The organism is Subtercola sp. YIM 133946, from assembly GCF_036553535.1.
Lineage (GTDB): Bacteria > Actinomycetota > Actinomycetes > Actinomycetales > Microbacteriaceae > Subtercola.
The window spans coordinates 1-20,531 of sequence record NZ_JAZHPE010000021.1 but is presented as its reverse complement, the minus strand read 5'-3'; the positions used below and the strand labels follow the sequence as shown (position 1 = coordinate 20,531).

The following is a 20,531-nucleotide window of genomic DNA, read 5'->3' as shown; positions in this document are numbered from 1 at the left end:
CGTCGCTCGACTTCGCGACGGGCAACGTGACCTCCGACACGTCTGCGGCAGCGGCGGGTGCGACCTCCACCGAGACCGCGCAGCAGCTCGACGACGAGATCAGCGAGGGCCTGGCGTAATGGGAACCAACTCGGGGCTCGACGGCTACGGCTCGCGGCCGTCGATCGACGTCGAGCGGGCGGCGGGCTCGGGTTCCGGCTCGTTTTCGGGCGAGGGCGCAGGGGCGGGCATCCGTGTCGGCGTCGTCACCTTTCCGGGGTCGCTCGACGACCGCGATGCAGCGCGAGCGGTGCGGATGGTCGGAGCCGAGGCCGTGCCTCTGTGGCACGGAACGCACGACCTCGAGGGCGTCGACGCGATCATCCTGCCCGGCGGGTTCAGCTACGGTGACTACCTGCGCGCCGGGGCCATCGCGAGCCTCTCCCCCATCATGGCCGAGGTCGTCGACGCGGCCGAGAGCGGGGTGCCGGTGCTCGGCATCTGCAACGGGTTCCAGATGCTCACCGAGGCGCACCTGCTGCCCGGAGGCCTGATTCGCAACGACCACGGCGCGTTCATCTGCCGCGACCAGCGCCTGCGCGTCGAGAACACCTCGACCGCATGGAGCAACGCCTTCGCCGACGGCGCCGAGATCACCATTCCGCTGAAGAACGGCGAAGGCGGCTTCATCGCCTCGGCCGACGAGATCGCGCGGCTCGAGGGCGAGGGCCACGTCGTCTTCCGCTACCTCGAGGTGAACCCCAACGGGTCGATGAACGACATCGCCGGCATCACCAACGCCCGCGGCAACGTGGTCGGCCTCATGCCGCACCCCGAGCACGCCGTCGAGCCCGGCTTCGGCCCCGACACCCGCGCCGCCATGCGCTCGGGCACCGACGGCCTCGCGCTCTTCGCCTCGGCATTGACGGCCCTGCTTGCCCGCGCCTGACCTGTATCGCGGTCGCCGCACGGGCCTCCCCGCCCGCGTGAGATGCCTGCCTCCGGCCTTGGTCGGCCCTCCCGTCAGCGGAACGAGGCTAGAGAGACGGGGCGGAGGAGCCAGCCCGATGGCTCACGCATCCACCACTGGCCGGTGGCGCGGCGCTCGGCACGGGTCGTGAAACGATAGAGGTAGACGCGGGCGCGCACCCACGTCGGCGCAGAGCCGTCGAAGGGGTCGATGCGCAGCAGTGCGAGTGTGGGGCGATCGGCCTCGAGCAGGCGGCGCACGAACGCCTCGAACCAGCGCGTGTCGGGCGAACCCAGGGCGAGAAACCACATCAGCCAGTCGAGCCGCAGATGGTAGGGCGCGAACTGGCGGGGGATGCGTCGGACGTCGCCCGGCTTGCCCTTGAACTCATACGGCAGCCAGTCGGCGTCGCTCGCCGGCATGGCCGCACTGCTTCCCTCCACGATCACCTCGTAGCGGCGCTTCGTCACGCTGCCGAAGGCGCCGTAGGCGTTGACCAGGTGCCAACGGTTGAAGCTGGCGTTCATGAGCTGGCGCCGCGAGAGCAAATTCTTCGCCGGCCAGTAGCTCAGCACGAGCAGCAGGGCGGCGACAGCACTGGTCAGCACGACGAACCAGAGCGGCGAACTCGAGAGACCCGCGGCCGTCACCGGCACAGAGGCACCCAGCAGCACGTCGTCGCTCACCGCCGAGAACGCCAGGATGATCGTGAGCACGTTCAGCCACGCGAAGTTTCCCGACAACACGAGCCACAGCTGCGTCACGATGACGATCGCGGCCGCCACGCTCGCCACCGGCTGCGGTGCGAACAGGAAGAAGGGCACCACGAGCTGTGCGAAATGGTTGCCCAGCACCTCGCCCCGGTGCATCCACCTCGGCAGCAGGTGCGCGAACCGGCTCAGCGGGTTCGGCATCGGCTGCGTCTCGTGGTGGTAGTACAGGGCCGTGAGGTCACGCCACGAACGGTCGCCGCGCAGCTTGATCAGCCCGGCGCCGAACTCGAGCCGAAAAACCAGCCAGCGGATGAGCAGGATGATCGTAGTCGGCGCCGCGACGTCGTTCGACCCTAGCCACGCGACCGTGAAGCCCGCCTCGAGCAGCAGGCTCTCCCAGCCGAAACCGTAGAACGTCTGCCCGATGTCGACGACCGAGAGGTACAACGCCCAGACGAGCAGGAACGCGACCGTCGGCAGCCAGGGTGGCCCGAGCTGCGGCAGACCCGCCACGAGCGCGGCGGCGACGGCGGCGCCCAGCCAGCACAGCACACGCAGCGAGCGGTCGGAGTAGTGCCACCGGAACACCGACGGATGCGTCTTCGCCGACGTTCGCGCAATGAACCGCGGTGCCGGCAGCAGCCCGTGCTCGCCGAGCAGGGCGGGAAACTGGGCGGCCGTCGAGATCAGCGCGATGACGAACACGGCAGCGGTGCCCCGCTGCAGCACCTGCCTGGCCACCTCGTAGTTCGTGGCGTCGAACCACTCCATGGTGCCACGGTAGACGGGCATCCGATTCGCCGCCAGCGGCGTGCCAGTAGAATCGGAAGGCAACAGTGCCGCCCTCGAAGGAGCCTTTACGCGTGTCTGACAGCCCCACGAGCATCCGCCCGACCGTCGACAGCGTGAGCGTCGCCGAGGCGACCCCCGAGAAGGAGCAGCCGTATGCCGCGCTCGGGCTGAAGCCCGACGAATACGCGCGTATCCGCGAGATTCTGGGGCGCCGGCCCACGAGCGGCGAACTCGCGATGTACTCGGTGATGTGGAGCGAGCACTGCTCGTACAAGAGCTCCAAGATCTATCTGCGGCAGTTCGGGTCGAAGACCACCGAGAAGATGCGCAAGAACCTCATGGTCGGCATCGGTGAGAACGCGGGCGTCGTCGACGTCGGCGAGGGCTGGGCGGTCACGTTCAAGGTCGAGTCGCACAACCACCCGAGCTACATCGAGCCGTTCCAGGGCGCGGCGACCGGCGTCGGCGGAATCGTGCGCGACATCATCTCGATGGGCGCCCGCCCCGTGGCGGTCATGGATCAGCTGCGGTTCGGCGACATCGACAACCCCGACACGGCGCGGGTCGTGCACGGCGTCGTCGGCGGCATCAGCTTCTACGCGAACTGCCTCGGGCTGCCGAACATCGGCGGCGAGACGTACTTCGACAGCGTGTACCAGGGCAATCCGCTGGTGAACGCGCTGGCGGTCGGGGTGTTGCGGCACGAAGACATCCACCTGGCGAACGCCAGCGGCACGGGCAACAAGGTGGTGCTGTTCGGCGCGCGCACCGGTGGCGACGGCATCGGTGGAGCATCCATTCTCGCCAGCGACACGTTCTCGTCGGGCGGGCCCACCAAGCGCCCAGCGGTGCAGGTCGGCGACCCGTTCGCCGAGAAGGTGCTCATCGAATGCTGCCTCGAGCTGTTCAGGGAGCAGCTGGTCGAGGGCATCCAAGACCTCGGCGCCGCCGGCATCAGCTGCGCGACCAGCGAGCTCGCCAGCAACGGCGACGGCGGCATGTACATCGAGCTCGACAAGGTGCTGCTGCGCGACCCCACCCTCACCGCAGAAGAGATTCTGATGAGTGAGAGCCAGGAGCGCATGATGGCCGTCGTCACGCCCTCGAAGCTCGCGGCGTTTCTGGCGGTTGTGGCCAAGTGGGATGTCGAGACCAGCGTTCTGGGTGAGGTCACCGACACCGGCCGGCTCATCATCGACTGGCGCGGCGAGCAGATCGTAAACGTCGAGCCCCGCACGGTGGCCGTCGACGGGCCGGTGTACGACCGCCCGGTCGCGTACCCCACGTGGATCGACAAGCTGCACGACGACACCGCTGCCACGCTGCCCCGTGCCACCGACGACGATGAACTGCGCGCCCAGGTGCTCGCCCTACTCGGCAGCGCCAACCTCGCTTCGAAGAGCTGGATCACCGACCAGTACGACCGCTACGTGATGGGCAACACGGCGCTGTCGTTCCCCGACGACGGCGGCATGATCCGCGTCGACGAGGAGTCGGGGCTCGGCTTCGCCATCGCCACCGACGCCAACGGCCGCTATTGCCAGCTCGACCCGTACCACGGCGCTCAACTCGCGCTCGCCGAGGCATACCGCAACGTGTCGGTCACCGGCGCCGTGCCCGCCGCGGTCACCGACTGCCTGAACTTCGGCTCACCAGAGAACCCCGAGGTCATGTGGCAGTTCTCGCAGGCCGTCGCGGGCCTGTCAGACGGCTGCCTCGAGCTCGAGATCCCCGTCACGGGCGGCAACGTGTCGTTCTACAACCAGACCGGCGGTGCGCCCATCCACCCCACCCCCGTTGTCGGCGTGCTCGGCGTGATCGACGACGTCGCGCGGCGCGTGCCGAGCGGCTGGCAAGACGAGGGCAACAACATCTACCTGCTCGGCACCACCTCGACCGAGCTCGACGGGTCGGCCTGGGCCGGAACCATCCACGACCACCTCGGCGGCCGCCCGCCGGCGGTCGACCTGCCCCGCGAGGCCGCGCTCGGCGCGCTGCTGCACGCCGGCACCATGCAGGGCCTGCTCGCCTCGGCGCACGACCTCGCCGACGGCGGTCTCGCTCAGGCCCTCGCCGAGGCCGTGATGCGCTTCGGCGTGGGCGCCCGCGTGTGGCTCGACGAGCTGATGCTGCGTGACGGCATCGACCTCACCACCGCCCTGTTCAGCGAGTCGACCGGCCGGGTCATTGTGTCGGTTCCGCGCGAAGACGACGTGAAGTTCATGGGCCTCTGCGAGGGCCGCGGCTACCCCGTGCTGCGCATCGGCGTCACCGACGCGGGGGCGGGCCTGCCGGCATCCGAGGCGGCCGTGGGCATCGGCGTCGAGCCGACACCGGCGACGGATGCCGCACTCGACATCCAGGGCCACTTCAGAATCGGCGTGCCAGACCTCTACGCCGCCCACCGCTCCCCGCTGCCGGCACGCTTCGGACCCACCGTCGCCTAGCTCGCACGACGTCAGAGACTGAGGTGGAACCTCAGTGCGTGATCGACCTGCTGCATGATCCATCCCGGGGCGTACCCGGTGATGCCACTCAGCCGATCGACCGAGACTGTTCTCACCTGCTCGGCCTGGATCTTCGATGCGCTGGTCAGCCCCATGGCCTCCATCGCCTCGTCGTCGGCCACGAACACCTGGAACTCACCCCGGGAGTTGGAGACGTTCGACGTGATCGGAACGACGGTGACCGTTCCGCGCCCGAAGCTCGTTGCGGCCTCGTTCGCGCCGTCATTGCTCACGACGACACACGGCCTGGTCTTCGACGCCTCACCCGGTTCAGTCGGGTCGAGCCTGACCGCGACGACGTGACCCCGTCTCACGCGCCGAGCCCGTCTCCCGCCGTCTCATCCCATCCTCGGGACTCTGCTGAGGCCAACCATTCATCGTTGGCCGCGATGTAGTCGCTGACCGATCGCATCTCGCGTGCGATGCGAACGAGATCGTGGATCACTGCCGATCTGTTGCCTGATCGGCTCTGGGCGAGAGCATCGATGTATTCGACGTCGTCGTCAGACAGGCTGACGCTGAGTTTGGCGGTCATACCACAATGCTACCGAAGTACGACCGCTCGCGCTATCGAGAGCTAGTCGGCCGCGACGACGGGGGTCGAGCCGGTGTCAGCCGCGATGCGCTCGTGGTGGTGGATGACCTCGGCGACGATGAAGTTGAGAAACTTCTCGGCGAACTCGGGGTCGAGGTGCGACTCTTCGGCGAGCGCCCGCAGGCGCTTGATCTGCCGTGCCTCGCGCTCGAGATCGGCGGGCGGCAGGCCGTGCTCGGCCTTCAGGCGGCCGACCGACTGGGTGAACTTGAAGCGCTCGGCGAGCAGGTGGATCAGTGCGGCATCCACGTTGTCGATGCTCTCGCGCAGCCCCTGCAGCTCGCGCAGGGCATGGGCGTGGTCGGCGCTGTTCACGTTCATAGTCAGAACTTTATTGGGTCGCCGGGCCACGAACCTGAGTTATTGCAGACTGTGCACTGGGCGGCGACGGCCGACCCGCAACCGCTTCTGCGTCAACAGGATGCCCACGAAGACCAGCACCGCACCGACCGGTTCGTTCCACACGAACGCCTCACCCAGAACGAGCACGCCGAGCAGAACCCCGACGACCGGCGTGATGTAGGTGACGGTCGACGCCGAGGTCGGGCCCCAGGTGCGCAACACGTTGATGTTCCACACGTACACCACGCCCGTGCCGAGCGCACCGAGGGCCAGCAGGCTCAGCAGCACGGGCAGGCTCAGGATGATCGGCCCCACCGCCACGAACGGAGTCAGCACCAGCAGAACGAGGGCACCCATGCCGACCTGCATGAACGCGAACGGCACCCCCGCGATCGACCGCCGACTGAGGAACCGGCGCGTGTAGCTCAGCGCGATTCCGTAGCAGAGCGCAGACCCGAGGCAGGCGAACTGCCCGACGAGGTCGCCGCTCAGCGCCGCGTACCCCCACGGCCCGATGATGACCACGGTGCCGAGGATGCCGATGGCGATGCCCGACACCTGGCTGCCGTTGAGCCGCTCGACCCGGAACACGGCGGTGGCCATGATCGCCGTCATGATGGGGGTCACGGCGTTGTAGATGCTGGCGAGGCTCGACGAGACGTACTGCTCGGCCCACGCGAACAGCAGGAACGGCATGGCGCAGCCGACCGTTCCGAGCACGAGGAAATGCAGCCACACAACCCGCTCGCGCGGCAGCCGGTGTCGCCCGACCAGCACGATGATGCCGAGCGTCAGGGCGCCGAACACCAGCCGCGCCCACGCCACCTGCCCGAAGCCCACGCCGGTGAGAGCGACCTTCATGAAGAGGAAGCTGCTGCCCCAGACCAGCCCCATCGCGAGAAACTGGATGAGGATGCCCAGGTTGCGGGCGGGTGGGGCGGGAGCTACAGCGTCGAGGGGCACCCCGCGACACTATCGCGAACGGGCGACGGGGCCCCGGGCATCCGGAAGCGCTGACCGAAAACCGCCGAGCCGTGGCAGTTACTCGACGACCGCGAGGTTACTCGACGACCGAGGGGTTACTCGACGACCGAGCAGTCGCTCGATGACCGAGCAGTCACTCGACGACCGAGATCGTGACCTCGATGTTGCCGCGCGTCGCGTTGGAGTACGGGCAGACCAGGTGCGCCGCATCGGCGGCCTCGCGGGCCTGCTCGGCGCTGGCCTTCGGAACGTACACGTCGAGCTCGACGGCGAGGCCGAAACCGCCCTCGCCGTTGCTGCCGATGCTGACGCTGCCCGACACCTCGGCGTCGGTCGTGTCGATGCCGAGGCGCTTGCCGACGACGTGCAGGGCGCTGAGGAAGCACGCGGCGTAGCCGGCCGCGAACAGCTGCTCGGGGTTGGTGCCGTCGCCGGTGCCACCCATCTCTTTGGGCGGGCGGGTGTCGAGGTCGAGGCGGTCGTCTTCACTTCTGACGTGGCCGTCGCGCCCTCCACCAGAGGCGTGGGCGATTGCGGTGTAGAGAGCTTCCATGACTTCAGTCCATCACACTTTTCGAGGGGCATCCGCCCGGTGTGCGACGATGTAGGCATGGGCAACGTCGCCAAATTCCACCAGGCCGCCGAGGCGTTCATCGAGCTCGTTCGACTCATCCGCCCCGAGCAGTGGGATGAGCATGCCCTCGGCTCGTGGAGCGTGCGTTCGCTCGTCGGCCACACCACCCGGGCCATTCTCACCGTCGAGACCTACCTCGGCCACGACGAGGTCTCACGGGTGGGTCTGCCGACCGCCGAAGACTACTACGCCCTCATCTACACCGACTTCGCCGACCCGGTCTCGGTGGCCGCGCGGGGGGTCGAGGCGGGGGTCTGGCTCGGCGACGACCCGGTTCAGCAGATCACGGATGCCCTGCAGCGCGCCAGCGACGCCATCGCCTCGGCGCCCGCCGGCCGTGTGGTCTCGGTGGGCGGGCACGGCATCGAACTGACGCAGTACCTGCGCACACGCATCTTCGAGCTCGTGGTGCACTCCATCGACATCGGTCGCGCCATCGGCCAGCCGCACGGCCAGTCGGTCGAGTGCATCACCGACGCGACCTCGCTCGCGGCCCGTATCGGCGCCCGGGCGGGGTCGGGCGAAGAGATTCTGCTCGCGCTGACCGGGCGCGCGCCACTGCCCTCGGGGTTCTCGGTGGTCTGAGCCCGGGCGAGTACCGTAGTCGCATGACGGTGACGCTGCGGCCCATGCCCGACGAGGTGATGAGGAGCTGGCTCGACACGAGCAACGCCCACTACGAGGCCGAGCGTGTCGCCAACGGCGACTCTCCCGAGGAGGCCGCGCGCCGGGCACGCGAGTCACGCGAACAGTATTTTCCGGGTGATCAGCCAATCGCCTCGCACGCCGTGTTCGAAGTGCTGGCCGGCGGCGAGCCGGTCGGCGTGCTGTGGCTCGGGCCGCTCACCGACGAACGCCCCGACGAGTGGTGGGTGTTCGACATCGAGATCGACGAGGCGCACCGCGGCCAGGGGTACGGCCGGGCGACGATGCGCCTGGCCGAGACGGCAGCCCGCGAGCGCGGCGCGGTGAAGCTCGGCCTCAACGTGTTCGGCTCGAACACCGTGGCGCAGAGCCTCTACACCTCGCTCGACTACACGGTGACGGCGATCAACATGTCGAAGTCGTTGCTGCCGTGAGCCTGCCCCGGCCGGGCGACGACCCGCAGCCCGGCGGCAGATCGGCCCGCGTCGCCCTGCCCTTCCAGTCGCTCGGCGTCATCGTCGTCGGTATGAGCCTCGCCGTGTGGTGGCCCGCCTTCACGCTCGGCGCCTGGGGCGAGATCTTCTTCGACACCCTGCTGCAGGTGTGGGCAGCGGCCACCGCCGCGTTCGTTGTGGTCGTGCTGGTGCCGGCCGCCCGGCGCCGCATCGGCTGGCTGGCCGTGACCCTGCTGCTGCCGACCGCCTGGCTCGTTCTAACCATCGCGATCTCTGACGAGACCGGCAACGTGTGGGTGGCACTGGGCACCCTGGCCGGGGTTCTGCTGATCATCCTGGGCATCCCGTGGATGATCTGGGTTCTCGCCCGCATCGTGTGGCCCGACATCAACGAGCAGGTGCCGCTGCGCGGGAAGGTGCTCGTGCTGGGCACCGTGCTGCTCATCGTCGCGGCGTCGTACACCCTCGGCCTCAACCAGGCCCGCTTCCTGACCTGCGAAGACTTCGCCATCAGCGGCAACTCCGAGCCGCCGGGCTGCGTGCACCAAGCCGACCTGCCCGGCTGACGGCTGATGGCACGCGCCGGGCGCCGACCACCACAGGCCGCCCACCACAGGCCCGGTCGACCTGCGCCGTCACTCGGGCGGGAACACCACCGACGGCTTCACCCCGAGCTCGGCGGCGAACTGCTCGTTGAGCTCGTTCCAGCCGTAGTCGAGTGCCTTCACACCGCGGCGGGGGGCCTCCGGATGCCCGGCCAGCACGGTCTCGAGAACGTCGAAGCACAGCTGCCAACCGGCCGCGACAGCCGACACCATCACCGGGTCACCGAGCGTGTGGCGCAGCACCAGCACCGAACCCGACTCGTCTTCGTCGCCCCCCGCCGGGTTCACGTCGCCGAGCAGGGCCTCGAGGCCGTCGGTGGTGACGTCGGCCGTGATCTCCCAGCGCAGCACGTCGGGGCCCCAGGTGTGCTTGAGCAGGTGCGGCGGCTTGACCACGAGCACCTCGATCGGCACCTGCTGGTCGTCGCCCACGCCGTCGGCCAGCATCACGAGGGTGGCCGGCCCCGCGGCGTCGAGGGGGGTCTCGGCGGTGTGGGGCGCCCACATCCGCAGCTCGCCCGGGTCGGTGAGGGCCTGCCAGAGTCGATCGGCCGAGGCGCTGAAGTCACGTTCGATGACGACCGTCGTGCGATCATCCACACCGGTCGACACGCTCACCCGTTGAAGTTCGCTTGTCATTCAGCCAGAGTACGTCAACCCCTCCCGGGCGGGCAGTCCGGCACGTAGACCTGAAGCATGAGAGCACTCACCTTCCAGGGAACCCAGAACGTCTCGGTCGAGACCGTACCCGACCCCACGATCGTCGAACCGACCGACGCCATCATCAAGGTCACCTCGACCGCCATCTGCGGGTCAGACCTGCACCTCTACGACGTGCTCGGCGCGTTCATCAACAAGGGCGACATTCTCGGCCACGAGCCGATGGGCGTCGTCGTCGAGGTCGGCAGCGACGTGAAGAACCTCGCCGTGGGCGATCGCGTCGTGATTCCGTTCGTCATCGCCTGCGGTCACTGCTACATGTGCCAGCGCGGGCTGCACAGCCAGTGCGAGACCACGCAGAACCGGCAGAGCGAGAGCGGGGCGTCGCTGTACGGCTACACCGAGCTCTACGGTGACATTCCGGGCGGACAGGCCGAGTACCTGCGCGTGCACCTCGCCGACTTCAACGCGCTGAAGGTCGGCACCGACCTCGCCGACGAGCGGTACCTCTTTCTGAGCGACATCCTGCCCACGGCCTGGCAGGGCGTGCAGTACGCCAACGTGCCCGACGGCGGAACGCTGGCAGTGCTCGGCCTCGGCCCGGTGGGCCAGTTCGCCAGCCGCATCGGCGTTCACCTCGGCTACCGGGTGCTCGGTGTCGACCCGGTGCCTGAGCGCCGGGCGATGGCCGAGCGGCACGGAGTGCAGACCCTCGACCTCAGCGACGACCTGCTCGCCCAGCTGCGCGACGAGACCGACGGGCGCGGCCCCGACTCGGTGGTCGACGCCGTCGGCATGGAGGCGCACGGCAACCCGGGCGCGGCCTTCGCCCAGAAAGCGGCCGGGCTGCTGCCCGATGCCCTCGCCAAGAAGGTCATGACCACCGCCGGTGTCGACAGGCTTGCGGCGCTGCACCTGGCGCTCGACGCGGTTCGCCGCGGCGGAACGGTATCGCTGAGCGGCGTCTACGCCGGCGCCGGCGACCCGATGCCGCTCATCCACATGTTCGACAAGGGCCTCACGCTGAAGATGGGCCAGTGCAACGTGCAGAAGTGGCGCGACGAGCTGGTTCCGCTCGTCGAAGACCCGTCTGACCCGCTGGGCACCGAAGACCTCACCACCCACGCGGTGCCGCTCGAGCAGGCTCCCGAGATGTACAAGACCTTCAAGGAGAAGGAAGCCGGCTGCATCAAGGTCGTGCTGAAGCCGTAGGTGCGGCCCGGGGCGCGGGCAGACGGCCCGGGGTGCGGGCGGATGGCCCGGGGTGCGGGTGGATGCCCGGCCCCCGCCACAGTGGCGCGCTGGGGCGCGCGGCGGTAGCGTGGCGGGCGTGATCGGTGACGTGGTGGCGGCGCTGCAGTTCGAGCTCGAGCGGGGTGAGTCGCTGCCCGGCACCGAGGATGAGTTCGAGAGCGCACTGCGCCCAGCCACGATCGCGCGGCTGAGTCTGCACCAGCCCGTGCGGGCCGCGCTGGTGTTGCCCTACGCGGTCGAGGTGCGCATCGAGCAGCCGGGCGGCGGATCGTCGGCGGGTGCGCCCTCGCCGGTGGGCGCACAGACCGCCAGCGATCGGTCGAACGTGGACGCACACACCGCCGCCGCGCAAGCGTACGTGGACGCACAGGCTGCCGGGCACGCCACCCGGCCGCAGGAGCTTGCCGTGGTGGTGCGCAACGACCCCGACAGTCCCGTCGCGTTCCTGCGGGTGGCGATCTCGGGCGTGACGCCGGCGCGGCTGCTGCCCACGATCGACGACGACCTGGCGCTCGAGTTCGACCCCGGGGAGTACTTCGTCGAGCTGCGGCGGGGTGGTTCGTGGGCGGAGGTCGAGCATCCGGTGCCCCTCAACCGCGTCTCGTACTTCGGCGAACGGCAGGCCGCCGCACTCTGACACCCGTCGGCGAGCGAGCAATGGCCGCGCGCGCCCCCGGGTCAACCCGGGGAGGTCAGGAGTCGGCGGCGTCGATGCGGTCGAGCAGGTCTTTGGCGGCCTTCGCGATGTCGTCGTGGTCGTTCTGGGCGGCGCGGCTCTCGAGCGAGATCACTCCCCCGCGGCGCACCTTCGAGAAGTCGCCGAACGGAAAGCTGTAGTGCCCCTTGGTGTCGTCGGGCTTGTCGTCGTCGACGCCGAGGTGCCACTTGGCGTACTCGCCATAGCCGTTGTTCTCGATGAACGTGTTCTCGCGGGCGGCCGTGGGGGCGGCCTCACTCCAGTCGTCGCGTTCGTCGCGAACGACCGCGCCATCGGCGATCAGCTTCTTCGCGAAGTCGTAGGCCTTCTTGTTGAGCTTGACTGTCATGCCACGACCTTATTTCGGGTCTCCTGGTCGAGGTAGATCCTGCGCACGCCGAGCGCGATGGCTATGATGCCGAACAGCGCGAAGTAGGCGAACACGTAGTACTGGAAGAGCTGCTGCTGGTCGAAGGCGGCGTCTTTCGAGCTGAGCCGCAGCACGGTGACGAACAGGCTGGCGGCGGTGATCGAGGGCAGGATACCCCGGAGCAGCACCGTCTCGACCTCCTTGAGCACGAACATCCCGAAGCCCGAGAGCTCGACCGTGGGGGCATCGCCGAGGTGGTGACGGTACGCGTCGGCCGAGCGGTACCGGCGCTGAACGACGAGGTCGACGACGAGCAGCACCACGGCCACCAGTACGAGCGAGCCGAGCGCCACGTAGACGCTGCTGCCGTAGTCTGCGGCGACCTCGTCGCGGGCGAAGGCGGTGGCGATGAGCACCGGTCCGGTCGCGATGGCGATGAGGCAGAGCGAGTAGACGATGGCGCTCACCCGGCGGTGGCGGGTGTACTGCCTCAGGTCGGCGTCGGTGAGGTCGGCGACCGCGCGGCCGCCGAAGGTTTGCGGCTGCGCGGGGAGATGCGGGGGCGTCTGCGCGGGCGCGGGCGCGGGCGGCTGCGGCTGCGGCTGCGGCTGCGGCTCAGTAGACAAGCTCGGCCGGCTCCAGCCGGTGCGCCGAGTCGCCGACCAGCGTCTCGTCGCGCGGGTTCAGCGACAGCACGCGGTCGCCGTCTTTCAGGTCGTCGAGCGACACCCAGAACAGGCTCGGGCTGCGCGTCGACATGAAGTAGTACGTACCGTTCGTGAGGTCGGCCCCCGCCTCCCACCAGGTGGGATACACGCCTCCGTCTTGGTACGGCGCTCCATACGGCACCGCCACGTTCTGAATGAGCTGGAACACGCCGGCCACGGCCTGCTCCACGTTCGCGGGCTCGGGCAGGTAGTGCAGAAAGTAGCTCGCGCGAACGAAGCGGTCGAGTGAGGTGATGTCGCCCGGAGGGGGCAGCTCACCCCCGAACGGCTTGTACCGGGCGAGGTTGGCCACCTGGGCATCCATCGTCGGCGAGTTCGCCATCACCTGGAATTCGGGCCCGTGGTGCACCACCAGCCTGCCCTCAATGGGCTCGATGATGGCGGAGTCTCCGCTGGCGTCTTCGAGAGCCACGTGCACGCCCATCTGCTGCCCGCGCAGCAGCCGCGACGAGATGCGCACGTCGTCGATCGCGTCGATGGCCTCGGCCACGGTGGCGAAGCTGTCAAGCAGGTACTGCACCCACAGCGCGTTGGCGACGGATGCCCGGCCGTCGTCGACCGCATACATGTCGGGCGTCGGGTCGAGGTAGAGCGCGTGCGCGGCGAGACCCTTCTCGTTGAGGCCGTCGACCGTTCCGAGCCGCCACATGCTGAGCACGACGCTGGCGTACCGCGACACCCAGGTGTGGTTCTGCGTCGACTCGGAGCCTCCGTCGCGGGCCGTGCCGCGCGGAACGAACCACAGGTCGGGCTCGTCGCTCACCGCCCAGTCCATGCAGCGGGAGACCGTCTTGGCGACGGCGTTGTCGTTCCAGAAGATGCGCGTGCACATGCCCATCACGCTACCCGATGCGGCGGGCACCGCTCGCGCTGGACGCGCGGCGGCGGGGCGGCGGGGCGGCGTCGACGACGACCGCGGCGGGGCCGGGGCCCGAACCGCGACCGCGACCGACGTCGCGGGTCAGTCGTGCTTCTTCGTGAGGGCGGCGGGCTTGTGCACCGCCTCGCCGCCGCTCTTGTCGCTCTTGACGAGAAACTGGGGGTCGTCGGGCGACGCCTTCACGTCACGCTTCGCAGCGTGGGTGTCGCTCGTGATCTTCTTCTCCACCTTGCCCTCGGCGGTGCCGCCGTGCGACTGCCAGGTGACCTCATCGCCCTTCGTGAATTCGCTCATGAGCCGACGCTAGCCCCGGCACCGGATGCGCGGCCACCCCTTGCGCGGCGTTCGGTTCAGGCTGGGTCGTCGGCGCCCAGGAGGTCATGGCGCACGACGATGGCCTCACGGCCGGGGCCCACGCCGATGGCCGAGATGCGCGAACCGCTCATCGCCTCGACGGCCAGCACGTAGTTCTGGGCGTTGACGGGGAGGTCGTCGAAGGTGCGGGCGCCGGTGATGTCTTCGGTCCAGCCGGGGAACTCTTCGTAGATCGGCACGGCGTGGTGGAAGTCGCTCTGCGACACCGGCACCTCGTCGAACCGAACGCCGTCGACGTCGTACGCCACACACACCGGGATGGTCGAGAGGCCGGTCAGAACATCCAGTTTGGTGAGCACGTAGTCGGTGACGCCGTTGATGCGCGCCGAGTAGCGGGCGATGGGGGCGTCGTACCAGCCGCAGCGGCGCGGGCGGCCAGTGGTGGTGCCGAATTCGAAGCCGTTGGCGCGCAGGAACTCGCCCGACTCGTCGAACAGTTCGGTCGGAAACGGGCCCGAGCCGACGCGGGTCGTGTACGCCTTGACGATTCCGATGACGCGGTCGATGCGGTTGGGGGCGACGCCCGAGCCGGTCGCAGCCCCGCCCGAGGTGGCGTTCGACGACGTCACGAACGGGTAGGTGCCGTGGTCGACGTCGAGCATGGTGGCCTGCCCGCCTTCGAACAAGACGGTCTTTCCGGCATCCAGGGCCTGGTTGAGCACCAGCGAGGTGTCGGCGACCATCGGCCGCAGCCGGTCGGCGTACGAGAGCAGGTCGGCCACGATGTCGTCGACGAGAATGGCGCGGCGGTTGTACACCTTCACGAGCAGGTGGTTCTTCTGCTCGAGCGCCCCCTCGACCTTCTGCCGCAGGATGTTCTCGTCGAACAGGTCTTGAATGCGGATGCCGAGCCGGTTGATCTTGTCGGCATAGGCCGGCCCGATACCGCGGCCCGTCGTGCCGATCTGGCGTTTGCCCAGAAACCGCTCGGTGACCTTGTCGAGCGTGCGGTGATAGGCCGTGATGACGTGCGCATTCGCACTGATCAGCAGGCGCGACACGTCGACGCCGCGCGAGATGAGCGCCTCGAGCTCGTGAAAGAGCACCTCGATGTCGACGACCACACCATTGGTGATCACCGGCGTCACATTCGGGGTCAGGATGCCCGACGGCAGCAGGTGCAGCGCGTACTTCTGCGTTCCGATCACGACAGTGTGACCGGCGTTGTTGCCGCCGTTGAACTTGACGACGTAGTCGACCCGGCTGCCGAGCAGGTCAGTGGCCTTTCCTTTGCCCTCGTCGCCCCACTGGGCTCCGATCAGTACGATTGCCGGCATTTCTAGAGCCCTTCTGTGGCAGTGGGCGCGGCGGCCTGCGCCGCGCGGAAGTTCGCGGTCTCGATCGCCTCGGCAGCCGACGGGTCTGACATCTCGAGAAAGTCGCTGAGGCGGGTGACCTCGTCGTCTTCGCCGATCACCTCGGCCGCGCGGCGAAGCGCGTACAGCGAGCGCAGCACGCCCCGGTTCGGCTCGTGCGACCACGGCACGGGGCCCTGCCCGCGCCAGCCGCCCTTGCGCAGCGCGTCGAGCCCGCGGTGGTAGCCGACCCGCGCGAAGGCGTAGGAGGCGATCACCTCACCCGACTCGAAGGCGCGGTCGGAGAGCAGCGCCCAGACGAGCGACGAGGTCGGGAAACGGCGGACGACCGCCTCGAGCTCCTCGCGTGAAAGAGGTCGGTCGCCCAGTGCCTCCACAACGTCGTCGTCGGGGTTCAGCAGGGTCGGGGGCACGCCAAGGAGGTTTTCGCCGGTCACACTCGATCCTATCAAAGCGCCGCCTCGGGTCGGCGGCCCCGGCTGGCCGGCGTGGGCACCGGATGACCGGCGGGAGTGTCACGCCCGTGTCACGTCGACGTCACACTCCCGTCACGACGGGCTCGTCATACTGCCCCTTACGAGGGGTACGGCACACCGCACAAAGGGGCGCTCATGAAGAGCACAGCACGACGCACATCCACACGATCATCCGGTCACCGCGCACGCGGGCTGTTCGGCTCATCGTCACAGCACGGCAAGGTCTCGATTCTGACGGTGAGCGCGCTGGCGACAGTTCTGCTCTTCGTCGCGTTCGTGGCGTTGAGCGTCACTGCCCTCGGCACGAGCCAGAGCGCCTCGGCCGCGACTCCGAAGTCGGTGTCGCAGTGCGACGGAACAGACGCCGGCAACCCGAACTTCGCCGCCTACGCCGCGGGTGGAGCCGGAATCACCTGCACCATCACGGTCGAGAACGAATTCGACGTCGCCACGGGAACCACGTCATCCACCCTGTCGCTCAACGAATGCGTCGGCGCCGCGGATGCGAACACGTTCTGCACTCCCACCGTCACGCCCTCGACCAGCCTCATCGGCTCGATCGACCAGTGCAAGGGCGTCGGCAATTCCGGCGGCTCGAAGATCGTCTGCATCATCAACATCGTGAACACCATCGTCGGCGGGGCTCCCGCGGGCGCCGCGACGGTCAACCAGTGCATCGGTTCGGGCACCGGCGCGATCTTCCCCATCGTCGACTGCACGCCCGGCGGCAATACGACGAACGCTGTCGTCACGCAGTGCAACGGGTCGGGCAACGGCGGAACGCTCGTGCTCCTGGCCTGCTCGTCTGATGCGACTGTGAGCGCGAGCCTGCCGTTCACCATCAACCAGTGCAACGGAACCGGCAACGGCGGCGGCGCGTATGTCGACTGCGAGGTGACGGTGACGAACATCATCACGGCAGTGGATTCCGGCTCGCCGACGGGCACGGCGACAGGCACCCCGACCGACAGCCCCACGGGCACGCCGACCGACACTCCGACGAGCACCCCCACCGACACGCCCACAAGCACGCCGACCGACACACCGACGAGCACCCCCACGGATACACCGACGAGCACGCCGACGAGCACCCCCACCGACACACCCACAAGCACGCCGACCGACACGCCCACGAGCACGCCGACCGACACCCCGACGAGCACCCCCACCGACACCCCGACGAGCACGCCGACCGACACACCCACGAGCACGCCGACCGACACGCCCACAAGCACTCCCACGGATACCCCGACGAGCACGCCCACCGACACGCCGACGAGCTCCCCGACCGACACCGCCACCCCGACACCCACGGTGACGGCGACGATCACGGCGACGCCCACCCCGACCGCCAGCGCCTCGGCGTCGGCCTCGGCCACCACGACGGCGACCGCCAGCGCGGCCGCCGCGACGACCGGCACCGGCGGATCGGGCGGCTCCGGCGGCGCCGGCGGGGGTGGGTCTGGCTCGGGCGGATCGACCTCAGCCCTCGCTGAGACCGGCCTGATGATGGCTCCGGCCCTCGGCATCGGCGGCGCCGCACTGCTGCTCGGCATACTCGGTATCACCGCCGTGACGGCCCTGCGCCGCCGACGCTCACACCAGGAGTGACGCCCGGCCGGGCATCCACCTCGCCTGTCGAGTGGATGCCCGGCACACCGGCCCCGACCCCGACCCCTTCGCTGAGCAATGCGGCCAAGGACAGTAGCACGCAGAAGATTCTGCCGACAGGGTGCCGAAAAGAGCCTCCTACTCGCGTCTGACGCTCAGAACCGTCGTAGAGTTCAAGAACCGGCGAGCCGGCTGCGCGAGTCACCGACCTGTACACCGCAGTACACGTGAATCTCACCCAGATGCGCTTGAACCGCGATGGGGGCAGCGCTATGAATTCCGAGCACACGACGTTTCGTGAGACGAGTGCCGATCTTCTGGGACGTCTCGGTGCCTAGCCTCACGGTGCTGGGCGGGTTCGCTCTCTCAGATGACAGCCGCACGCGCATCACGGTGTCGGCGACCTCCCGCCGCCTTCTGGCCTACCTGGCGCTGAACGCCCGCGACATCGGCCGCATCACGATGGCCGGAATCATGTGGCCCGATGCCAGTGAACAGCGTGCGGCGATGAGCCTGCGCACGGCCCTCGCCCGAATGGATGCTCAGACCCGCGATCTCGTGCACGTGGCATCCGCGAGCCTCAGCCTGGCCGATGCGGTGACCGTCGATCTGCGGTCGTCGCACGCGCTCGCGATGCGCCTGCTCCCGGCCGACACGACCGCGAGCGCCGCCGACATCGCCCCGGCGGCGGTGGCCGCCCTCTCAGAAGAGCTGCTGCCCGACTGGTACGAGGACTGGGTGCTCGATGCGGCCGAAGACTGGCGCGCCCTGCGCATGAACGGGCTCGAGGCGCAGTCGCGGCTGCTGGTGCAGAGCCGCCGGCTGCCGGAGGCGGGGGTGGCCGCGCGGGCGGCCATCGCGGCCGAGCCGCTGCGCGAAAGCGGTCAGGCGGCGCTGATAAAGGTGCACATCGCCGAGGGCAACCAGTCGGAGGCGCTGCGCGTCTTCGACCGCTACTCGGGGCTGCTCTTCACCTCGCTCGGGCTGACGCCGACGCCGCTGCTCTCGGTGCTGGTGCGTGACATGGCGCCCTGACGCCGCCGGCGGCTGGGCACCGAAGGCTACGCCGAGAGGCGCTCGGGCATTCTGAACTGGAACACCTCGACGTAGCCGTCGCCGAAGCACTCGACGCACACACGCACGTCGTCGCCCACCGCGGGGTCGGTGTCGAGAGTGTCTACGTGACGGTCGGCGAAGGGCTGCACCGGGTCTGCCCCGGAGCCTTCGCAACGCTCGCACATTTCGTGGTTCTGCATGCTGCCATCATGCGCCGCACCACCGACATCGCCTCGGGGATGCCCGCGGTGAGTCGTGAATCCGCCGATGCTCTCAGTCACCTCGACCAAGTGGGCAACACCCGGGGGTCGGTCATCGCATCCTCCACCCTGCTCGAGACAGAGCTGCGGCGTCTATCGCATAACTTGCACAGTGGTGTGCAAGTTATTAGGATGAAGGGGTGCACACGATCGATCAGACCAAACCCCCGCGGCGCGACGCCGCCGAGAACCGCATCGCGATTCTCGAGTCGGCCCGGCTGCTGCTGAACCGCGACCCGGAGGCCTCACTCGAGGCCATCGCCGCCGGCGCCGGCCTCTCCCGGCGCTCGATCTACGGCCACTTCGCCACACGCGACGAACTGGTCACGGAGATCCAGACGCTCGGCGGCCAGCGGGTCACCGCGGCCCTTGCGCACGTCGACCACGTCGACTCGCGGGTCGCGATCGCCCTGATCGGCGCCCGCCTCTGGTCTGAGGTCGAGAACGTGCGCGTGATGGCCCAGCTGGCCGTGCGCGGCCCGCAGCGCGCAGCGATGGCCGACACCCTGCGCCCCGTGCGCGAGAAGCTGCGCAGCATCGTCGAACGCGGAATCGCTGCACGCGAACTGCGCACCGACGTCGCCCCCACCACCCTCGCGAACCTCATCGAGGGAGCCGCCCTGTCGGTGCTCGACGAGGCCATCCGTGCCGACCTGTCGAACGAAGAGGGCCACCGGCTCGTCATGCTCGCCACGCTCGCCACGGCCGGGCTCTCGTGGCACGAGGCCAGCGCCGTGATCGTGCACCACCCCGAACTGCAGTTCGTCGAAGCTCCCGCGCGGGGCGAGACCGAACCGCCGCGCGCGCCCGCGCCTCTGCAGTCGCCCGACGCCTCGCACGAGACGCGCGACCGCACCGCCGCATCGACCCGCACCAGTGGAGCACCGTCATGAAGGTCATCCTGAACGGCGTCTCGAAGGGCGAGAACGGCGAGAACCTGCCGCGCACCAGCCTCCGCTACGAGTCGGGAGCGGTCACCCTCGAGGTGGTCGAGACCGCCAGGCGCCCCACCGTTCTGGCGCTGCTCGCGTCTGGCCGCATGGTGGCGGATGCCGGCACCATCACGTGCGACGGCTCGACCGACTCGGCCTCGCTGCGTGCCCGTTCCGCCGTCGTCGACGCTCCCGACGTGAGCGAGCCGGTCGGCGACCTGCGCCTCACCGCCGTCGTGCAGGAGGAGCTGATGTTCGCAGACCGGCCCTCGTCGCGTCGCGCCACACTCGACGCTCTCACCGAGCTCGACGCCGCCCGGTACGCCGACTTCGAGGTGCAGAACGTTCCGCCGGCGGTTCGGCTGCGCGTGCTCGCCGAGCTGGCGGTGTCGCGGCCGGGCATCGAGGCTGTGGTGCTCACCTCGCCCGACCGCCACGGTGGTGACCCCTTCGCATGGTGGGCGGTCGCGGCCGATCTCGCCCAGCGCGGTCTCGCCGTGCTCGTCATCGCCTCGGAGGCATCGGTCGACGTCGTGCGCGACGTCAGCGAGAAGTTCGAGGCCGACCGCCTCGTCGAGTTCGAGCGCCGCGCCGCCCGCCTTGCGGAGGCGGAGGCGGAGGCCGAAGCCGAGGCGCAGGCGCAGGCGCACGCCGAGACGCAGGCACACGCGCAGGCGCAGGCGCAAGCCGAGACG

Annotated in this window: 25 protein-coding genes; 11 read left to right on the top strand and 14 right to left on the bottom strand. The window is 69.1% G+C overall.

Annotation, left to right across the window (positions count from 1 at the left end):
• Positions 1-229: 229 nt before the first annotated feature.
• The gene (purQ, locus tag V3W46_RS07330) at positions 230-928 is read left to right on the top strand and encodes a phosphoribosylformylglycinamidine synthase subunit PurQ (RefSeq protein ID WP_331782455.1); all 699 of its coding nucleotides are present in this window, start codon (positions 230-232) and stop codon (positions 926-928) included.
• Between the two features lie 74 nt (positions 929-1,002).
• Here the strand turns inward: purQ and V3W46_RS07325 are convergent, their stop codons facing one another.
• Positions 1,003-2,433 (bottom strand): lipase maturation factor family protein, encoded by a 1,431-nt coding sequence (locus V3W46_RS07325; protein ID WP_331782438.1) that lies wholly within the window; start codon positions 2,431-2,433, stop codon positions 1,003-1,005.
• Positions 2,434-2,525: 92 nt separating this feature from the next.
• Between V3W46_RS07325 and purL the strand changes: the two genes are divergently transcribed.
• Positions 2,526-4,901, top strand: coding sequence for a phosphoribosylformylglycinamidine synthase subunit PurL (gene purL / locus V3W46_RS07320; RefSeq protein WP_331782437.1), 2,376 nt, complete (start codon positions 2,526-2,528; stop codon positions 4,899-4,901).
• Between the two features lie 11 nt (positions 4,902-4,912).
• Here the strand turns inward: purL and V3W46_RS07315 are convergent, their stop codons facing one another.
• The 5 genes from V3W46_RS07315 to V3W46_RS07295 form a co-directional block, all read right to left on the bottom strand.
• Positions 4,913-5,275, bottom strand: a complete 363-nt coding sequence (locus V3W46_RS07315; protein WP_331782436.1) for a type II toxin-antitoxin system PemK/MazF family toxin — start codon at positions 5,273-5,275, stop codon at positions 4,913-4,915.
• Positions 5,272-5,496, bottom strand: a complete 225-nt coding sequence (locus tag V3W46_RS07310; protein ID WP_331782435.1) for an antitoxin — start codon at positions 5,494-5,496, stop codon at positions 5,272-5,274. The genes V3W46_RS07315 and V3W46_RS07310 overlap by 4 nt, the downstream gene beginning before the upstream one ends.
• A gap of 42 nt (positions 5,497-5,538) precedes the next feature.
• On the bottom strand, positions 5,539-5,877 hold the full coding sequence (locus V3W46_RS07305; RefSeq protein ID WP_331782434.1) for a chorismate mutase: 339 nt from the start codon (positions 5,875-5,877) through the stop codon (positions 5,539-5,541).
• 39 nt (positions 5,878-5,916) lie between these two features.
• Entirely contained in the window at positions 5,917-6,861 is a 945-nt protein-coding gene (locus tag V3W46_RS07300) for a DMT family transporter (protein WP_331782433.1), read from the bottom strand.
• A gap of 154 nt (positions 6,862-7,015) precedes the next feature.
• A complete protein-coding gene (locus tag V3W46_RS07295; protein ID WP_331782432.1) occupies positions 7,016-7,435 on the bottom strand; it encodes an organic hydroperoxide resistance protein in 420 nt (139 codons plus the stop codon).
• A 57-nt stretch (positions 7,436-7,492) separates the two neighbouring features.
• Between V3W46_RS07295 and V3W46_RS07290 the strand changes: the two genes are divergently transcribed.
• The 3 genes from V3W46_RS07290 to V3W46_RS07280 are packed head-to-tail and all read left to right on the top strand — an operon-like array spanning position 7,493 to position 9,182.
• Complete coding sequence (locus tag V3W46_RS07290; protein WP_331782431.1) at positions 7,493-8,101, top strand: maleylpyruvate isomerase family mycothiol-dependent enzyme; 609 nt, start codon at positions 7,493-7,495, stop codon at positions 8,099-8,101.
• Between the two features lie 23 nt (positions 8,102-8,124).
• The gene (locus tag V3W46_RS07285; RefSeq protein WP_331782430.1) at positions 8,125-8,595 is read left to right on the top strand and encodes a GNAT family N-acetyltransferase; all 471 of its coding nucleotides are present in this window, start codon (positions 8,125-8,127) and stop codon (positions 8,593-8,595) included.
• A complete protein-coding gene (locus V3W46_RS07280) occupies positions 8,592-9,182 on the top strand; it encodes a hypothetical protein (protein ID WP_331782429.1) in 591 nt (196 codons plus the stop codon). Before V3W46_RS07285 ends, V3W46_RS07280 begins: the two co-directional genes overlap by 4 nt.
• A 69-nt stretch (positions 9,183-9,251) precedes the next feature.
• Here the strand turns inward: V3W46_RS07280 and V3W46_RS07275 are convergent, their stop codons facing one another.
• Entirely contained in the window at positions 9,252-9,860 is a 609-nt protein-coding gene (locus V3W46_RS07275) for an SRPBCC domain-containing protein (RefSeq protein ID WP_331782428.1), read from the bottom strand.
• Positions 9,861-9,917: 57 nt separating this feature from the next.
• Between V3W46_RS07275 and V3W46_RS07270 the strand changes: the two genes are divergently transcribed.
• Both V3W46_RS07270 and V3W46_RS07265 read left to right on the top strand, forming a co-directional pair.
• Entirely contained in the window at positions 9,918-11,093 is a 1,176-nt protein-coding gene (locus V3W46_RS07270; RefSeq protein ID WP_331782427.1) for an alcohol dehydrogenase catalytic domain-containing protein, read from the top strand.
• 118 nt (positions 11,094-11,211) lie between these two features.
• The gene (locus V3W46_RS07265; RefSeq protein ID WP_331782426.1) at positions 11,212-11,772 is read left to right on the top strand and encodes a hypothetical protein; all 561 of its coding nucleotides are present in this window, start codon (positions 11,212-11,214) and stop codon (positions 11,770-11,772) included.
• Positions 11,773-11,827: 55 nt separating this feature from the next.
• Here V3W46_RS07265 and V3W46_RS07260 read toward each other — a convergent pair whose 3' ends face one another.
• The 6 genes from V3W46_RS07260 to V3W46_RS07235 all read right to left on the bottom strand — a co-directional run bounded on the left by V3W46_RS07260 (position 11,828) and on the right by V3W46_RS07235 (position 15,938).
• On the bottom strand, positions 11,828-12,181 hold the full coding sequence (locus tag V3W46_RS07260; protein WP_331782425.1) for a hypothetical protein: 354 nt from the start codon (positions 12,179-12,181) through the stop codon (positions 11,828-11,830).
• Complete coding sequence (locus tag V3W46_RS07255) at positions 12,178-12,828, bottom strand: hypothetical protein (RefSeq protein WP_331782424.1); 651 nt, start codon at positions 12,826-12,828, stop codon at positions 12,178-12,180. Before V3W46_RS07255 ends, V3W46_RS07260 begins: the two co-directional genes overlap by 4 nt.
• Entirely contained in the window at positions 12,818-13,762 is a 945-nt protein-coding gene (locus V3W46_RS07250) for a linear amide C-N hydrolase (RefSeq protein WP_331782423.1), read from the bottom strand. The genes V3W46_RS07255 and V3W46_RS07250 overlap by 11 nt, the downstream gene beginning before the upstream one ends.
• A gap of 129 nt (positions 13,763-13,891) precedes the next feature.
• On the bottom strand, positions 13,892-14,104 hold the full coding sequence (locus tag V3W46_RS07245; protein WP_331782422.1) for a DUF2945 domain-containing protein: 213 nt from the start codon (positions 14,102-14,104) through the stop codon (positions 13,892-13,894).
• A 56-nt stretch (positions 14,105-14,160) separates the two neighbouring features.
• Complete coding sequence (locus tag V3W46_RS07240) at positions 14,161-15,462, bottom strand: adenylosuccinate synthase (RefSeq protein ID WP_331782421.1); 1,302 nt, start codon at positions 15,460-15,462, stop codon at positions 14,161-14,163.
• Between the two features lie 2 nt (positions 15,463-15,464).
• Entirely contained in the window at positions 15,465-15,938 is a 474-nt protein-coding gene (locus V3W46_RS07235; RefSeq protein ID WP_331782420.1) for a DUF3151 domain-containing protein, read from the bottom strand.
• 174 nt (positions 15,939-16,112) lie between these two features.
• Here V3W46_RS07235 and V3W46_RS07230 point away from each other — a divergent pair, with 174 nt between their 5' ends.
• Both V3W46_RS07230 and V3W46_RS07225 read left to right on the top strand, forming a co-directional pair.
• Complete coding sequence (locus V3W46_RS07230; RefSeq protein WP_331782419.1) at positions 16,113-17,588, top strand: hypothetical protein; 1,476 nt, start codon at positions 16,113-16,115, stop codon at positions 17,586-17,588.
• Positions 17,589-17,885: 297 nt separating this feature from the next.
• Positions 17,886-18,623, top strand: a complete 738-nt coding sequence (locus tag V3W46_RS07225; RefSeq protein WP_331782418.1) for an AfsR/SARP family transcriptional regulator — start codon at positions 17,886-17,888, stop codon at positions 18,621-18,623.
• A gap of 26 nt (positions 18,624-18,649) precedes the next feature.
• Here the strand turns inward: V3W46_RS07225 and V3W46_RS07220 are convergent, their stop codons facing one another.
• On the bottom strand, positions 18,650-18,844 hold the full coding sequence (locus tag V3W46_RS07220) for a hypothetical protein (protein WP_331782417.1): 195 nt from the start codon (positions 18,842-18,844) through the stop codon (positions 18,650-18,652).
• A 200-nt stretch (positions 18,845-19,044) separates the two neighbouring features.
• On the opposite strand from V3W46_RS07220, the gene V3W46_RS07215 reads away from it, so the two are divergent.
• Together V3W46_RS07215 and V3W46_RS07210 are read left to right on the top strand one after the other, a co-directional pair.
• Positions 19,045-19,797: a TetR/AcrR family transcriptional regulator gene (locus V3W46_RS07215; protein ID WP_331782416.1), complete on the top strand. Its 753-nt coding sequence runs from the start codon at positions 19,045-19,047 to the stop codon at positions 19,795-19,797.
• Positions 19,794-20,531 (top strand): hypothetical protein (locus V3W46_RS07210; protein WP_331782415.1); only part of this gene is annotated, 738 nt, incomplete at its 3' end. The genes V3W46_RS07215 and V3W46_RS07210, both read left to right, overlap by 4 nt.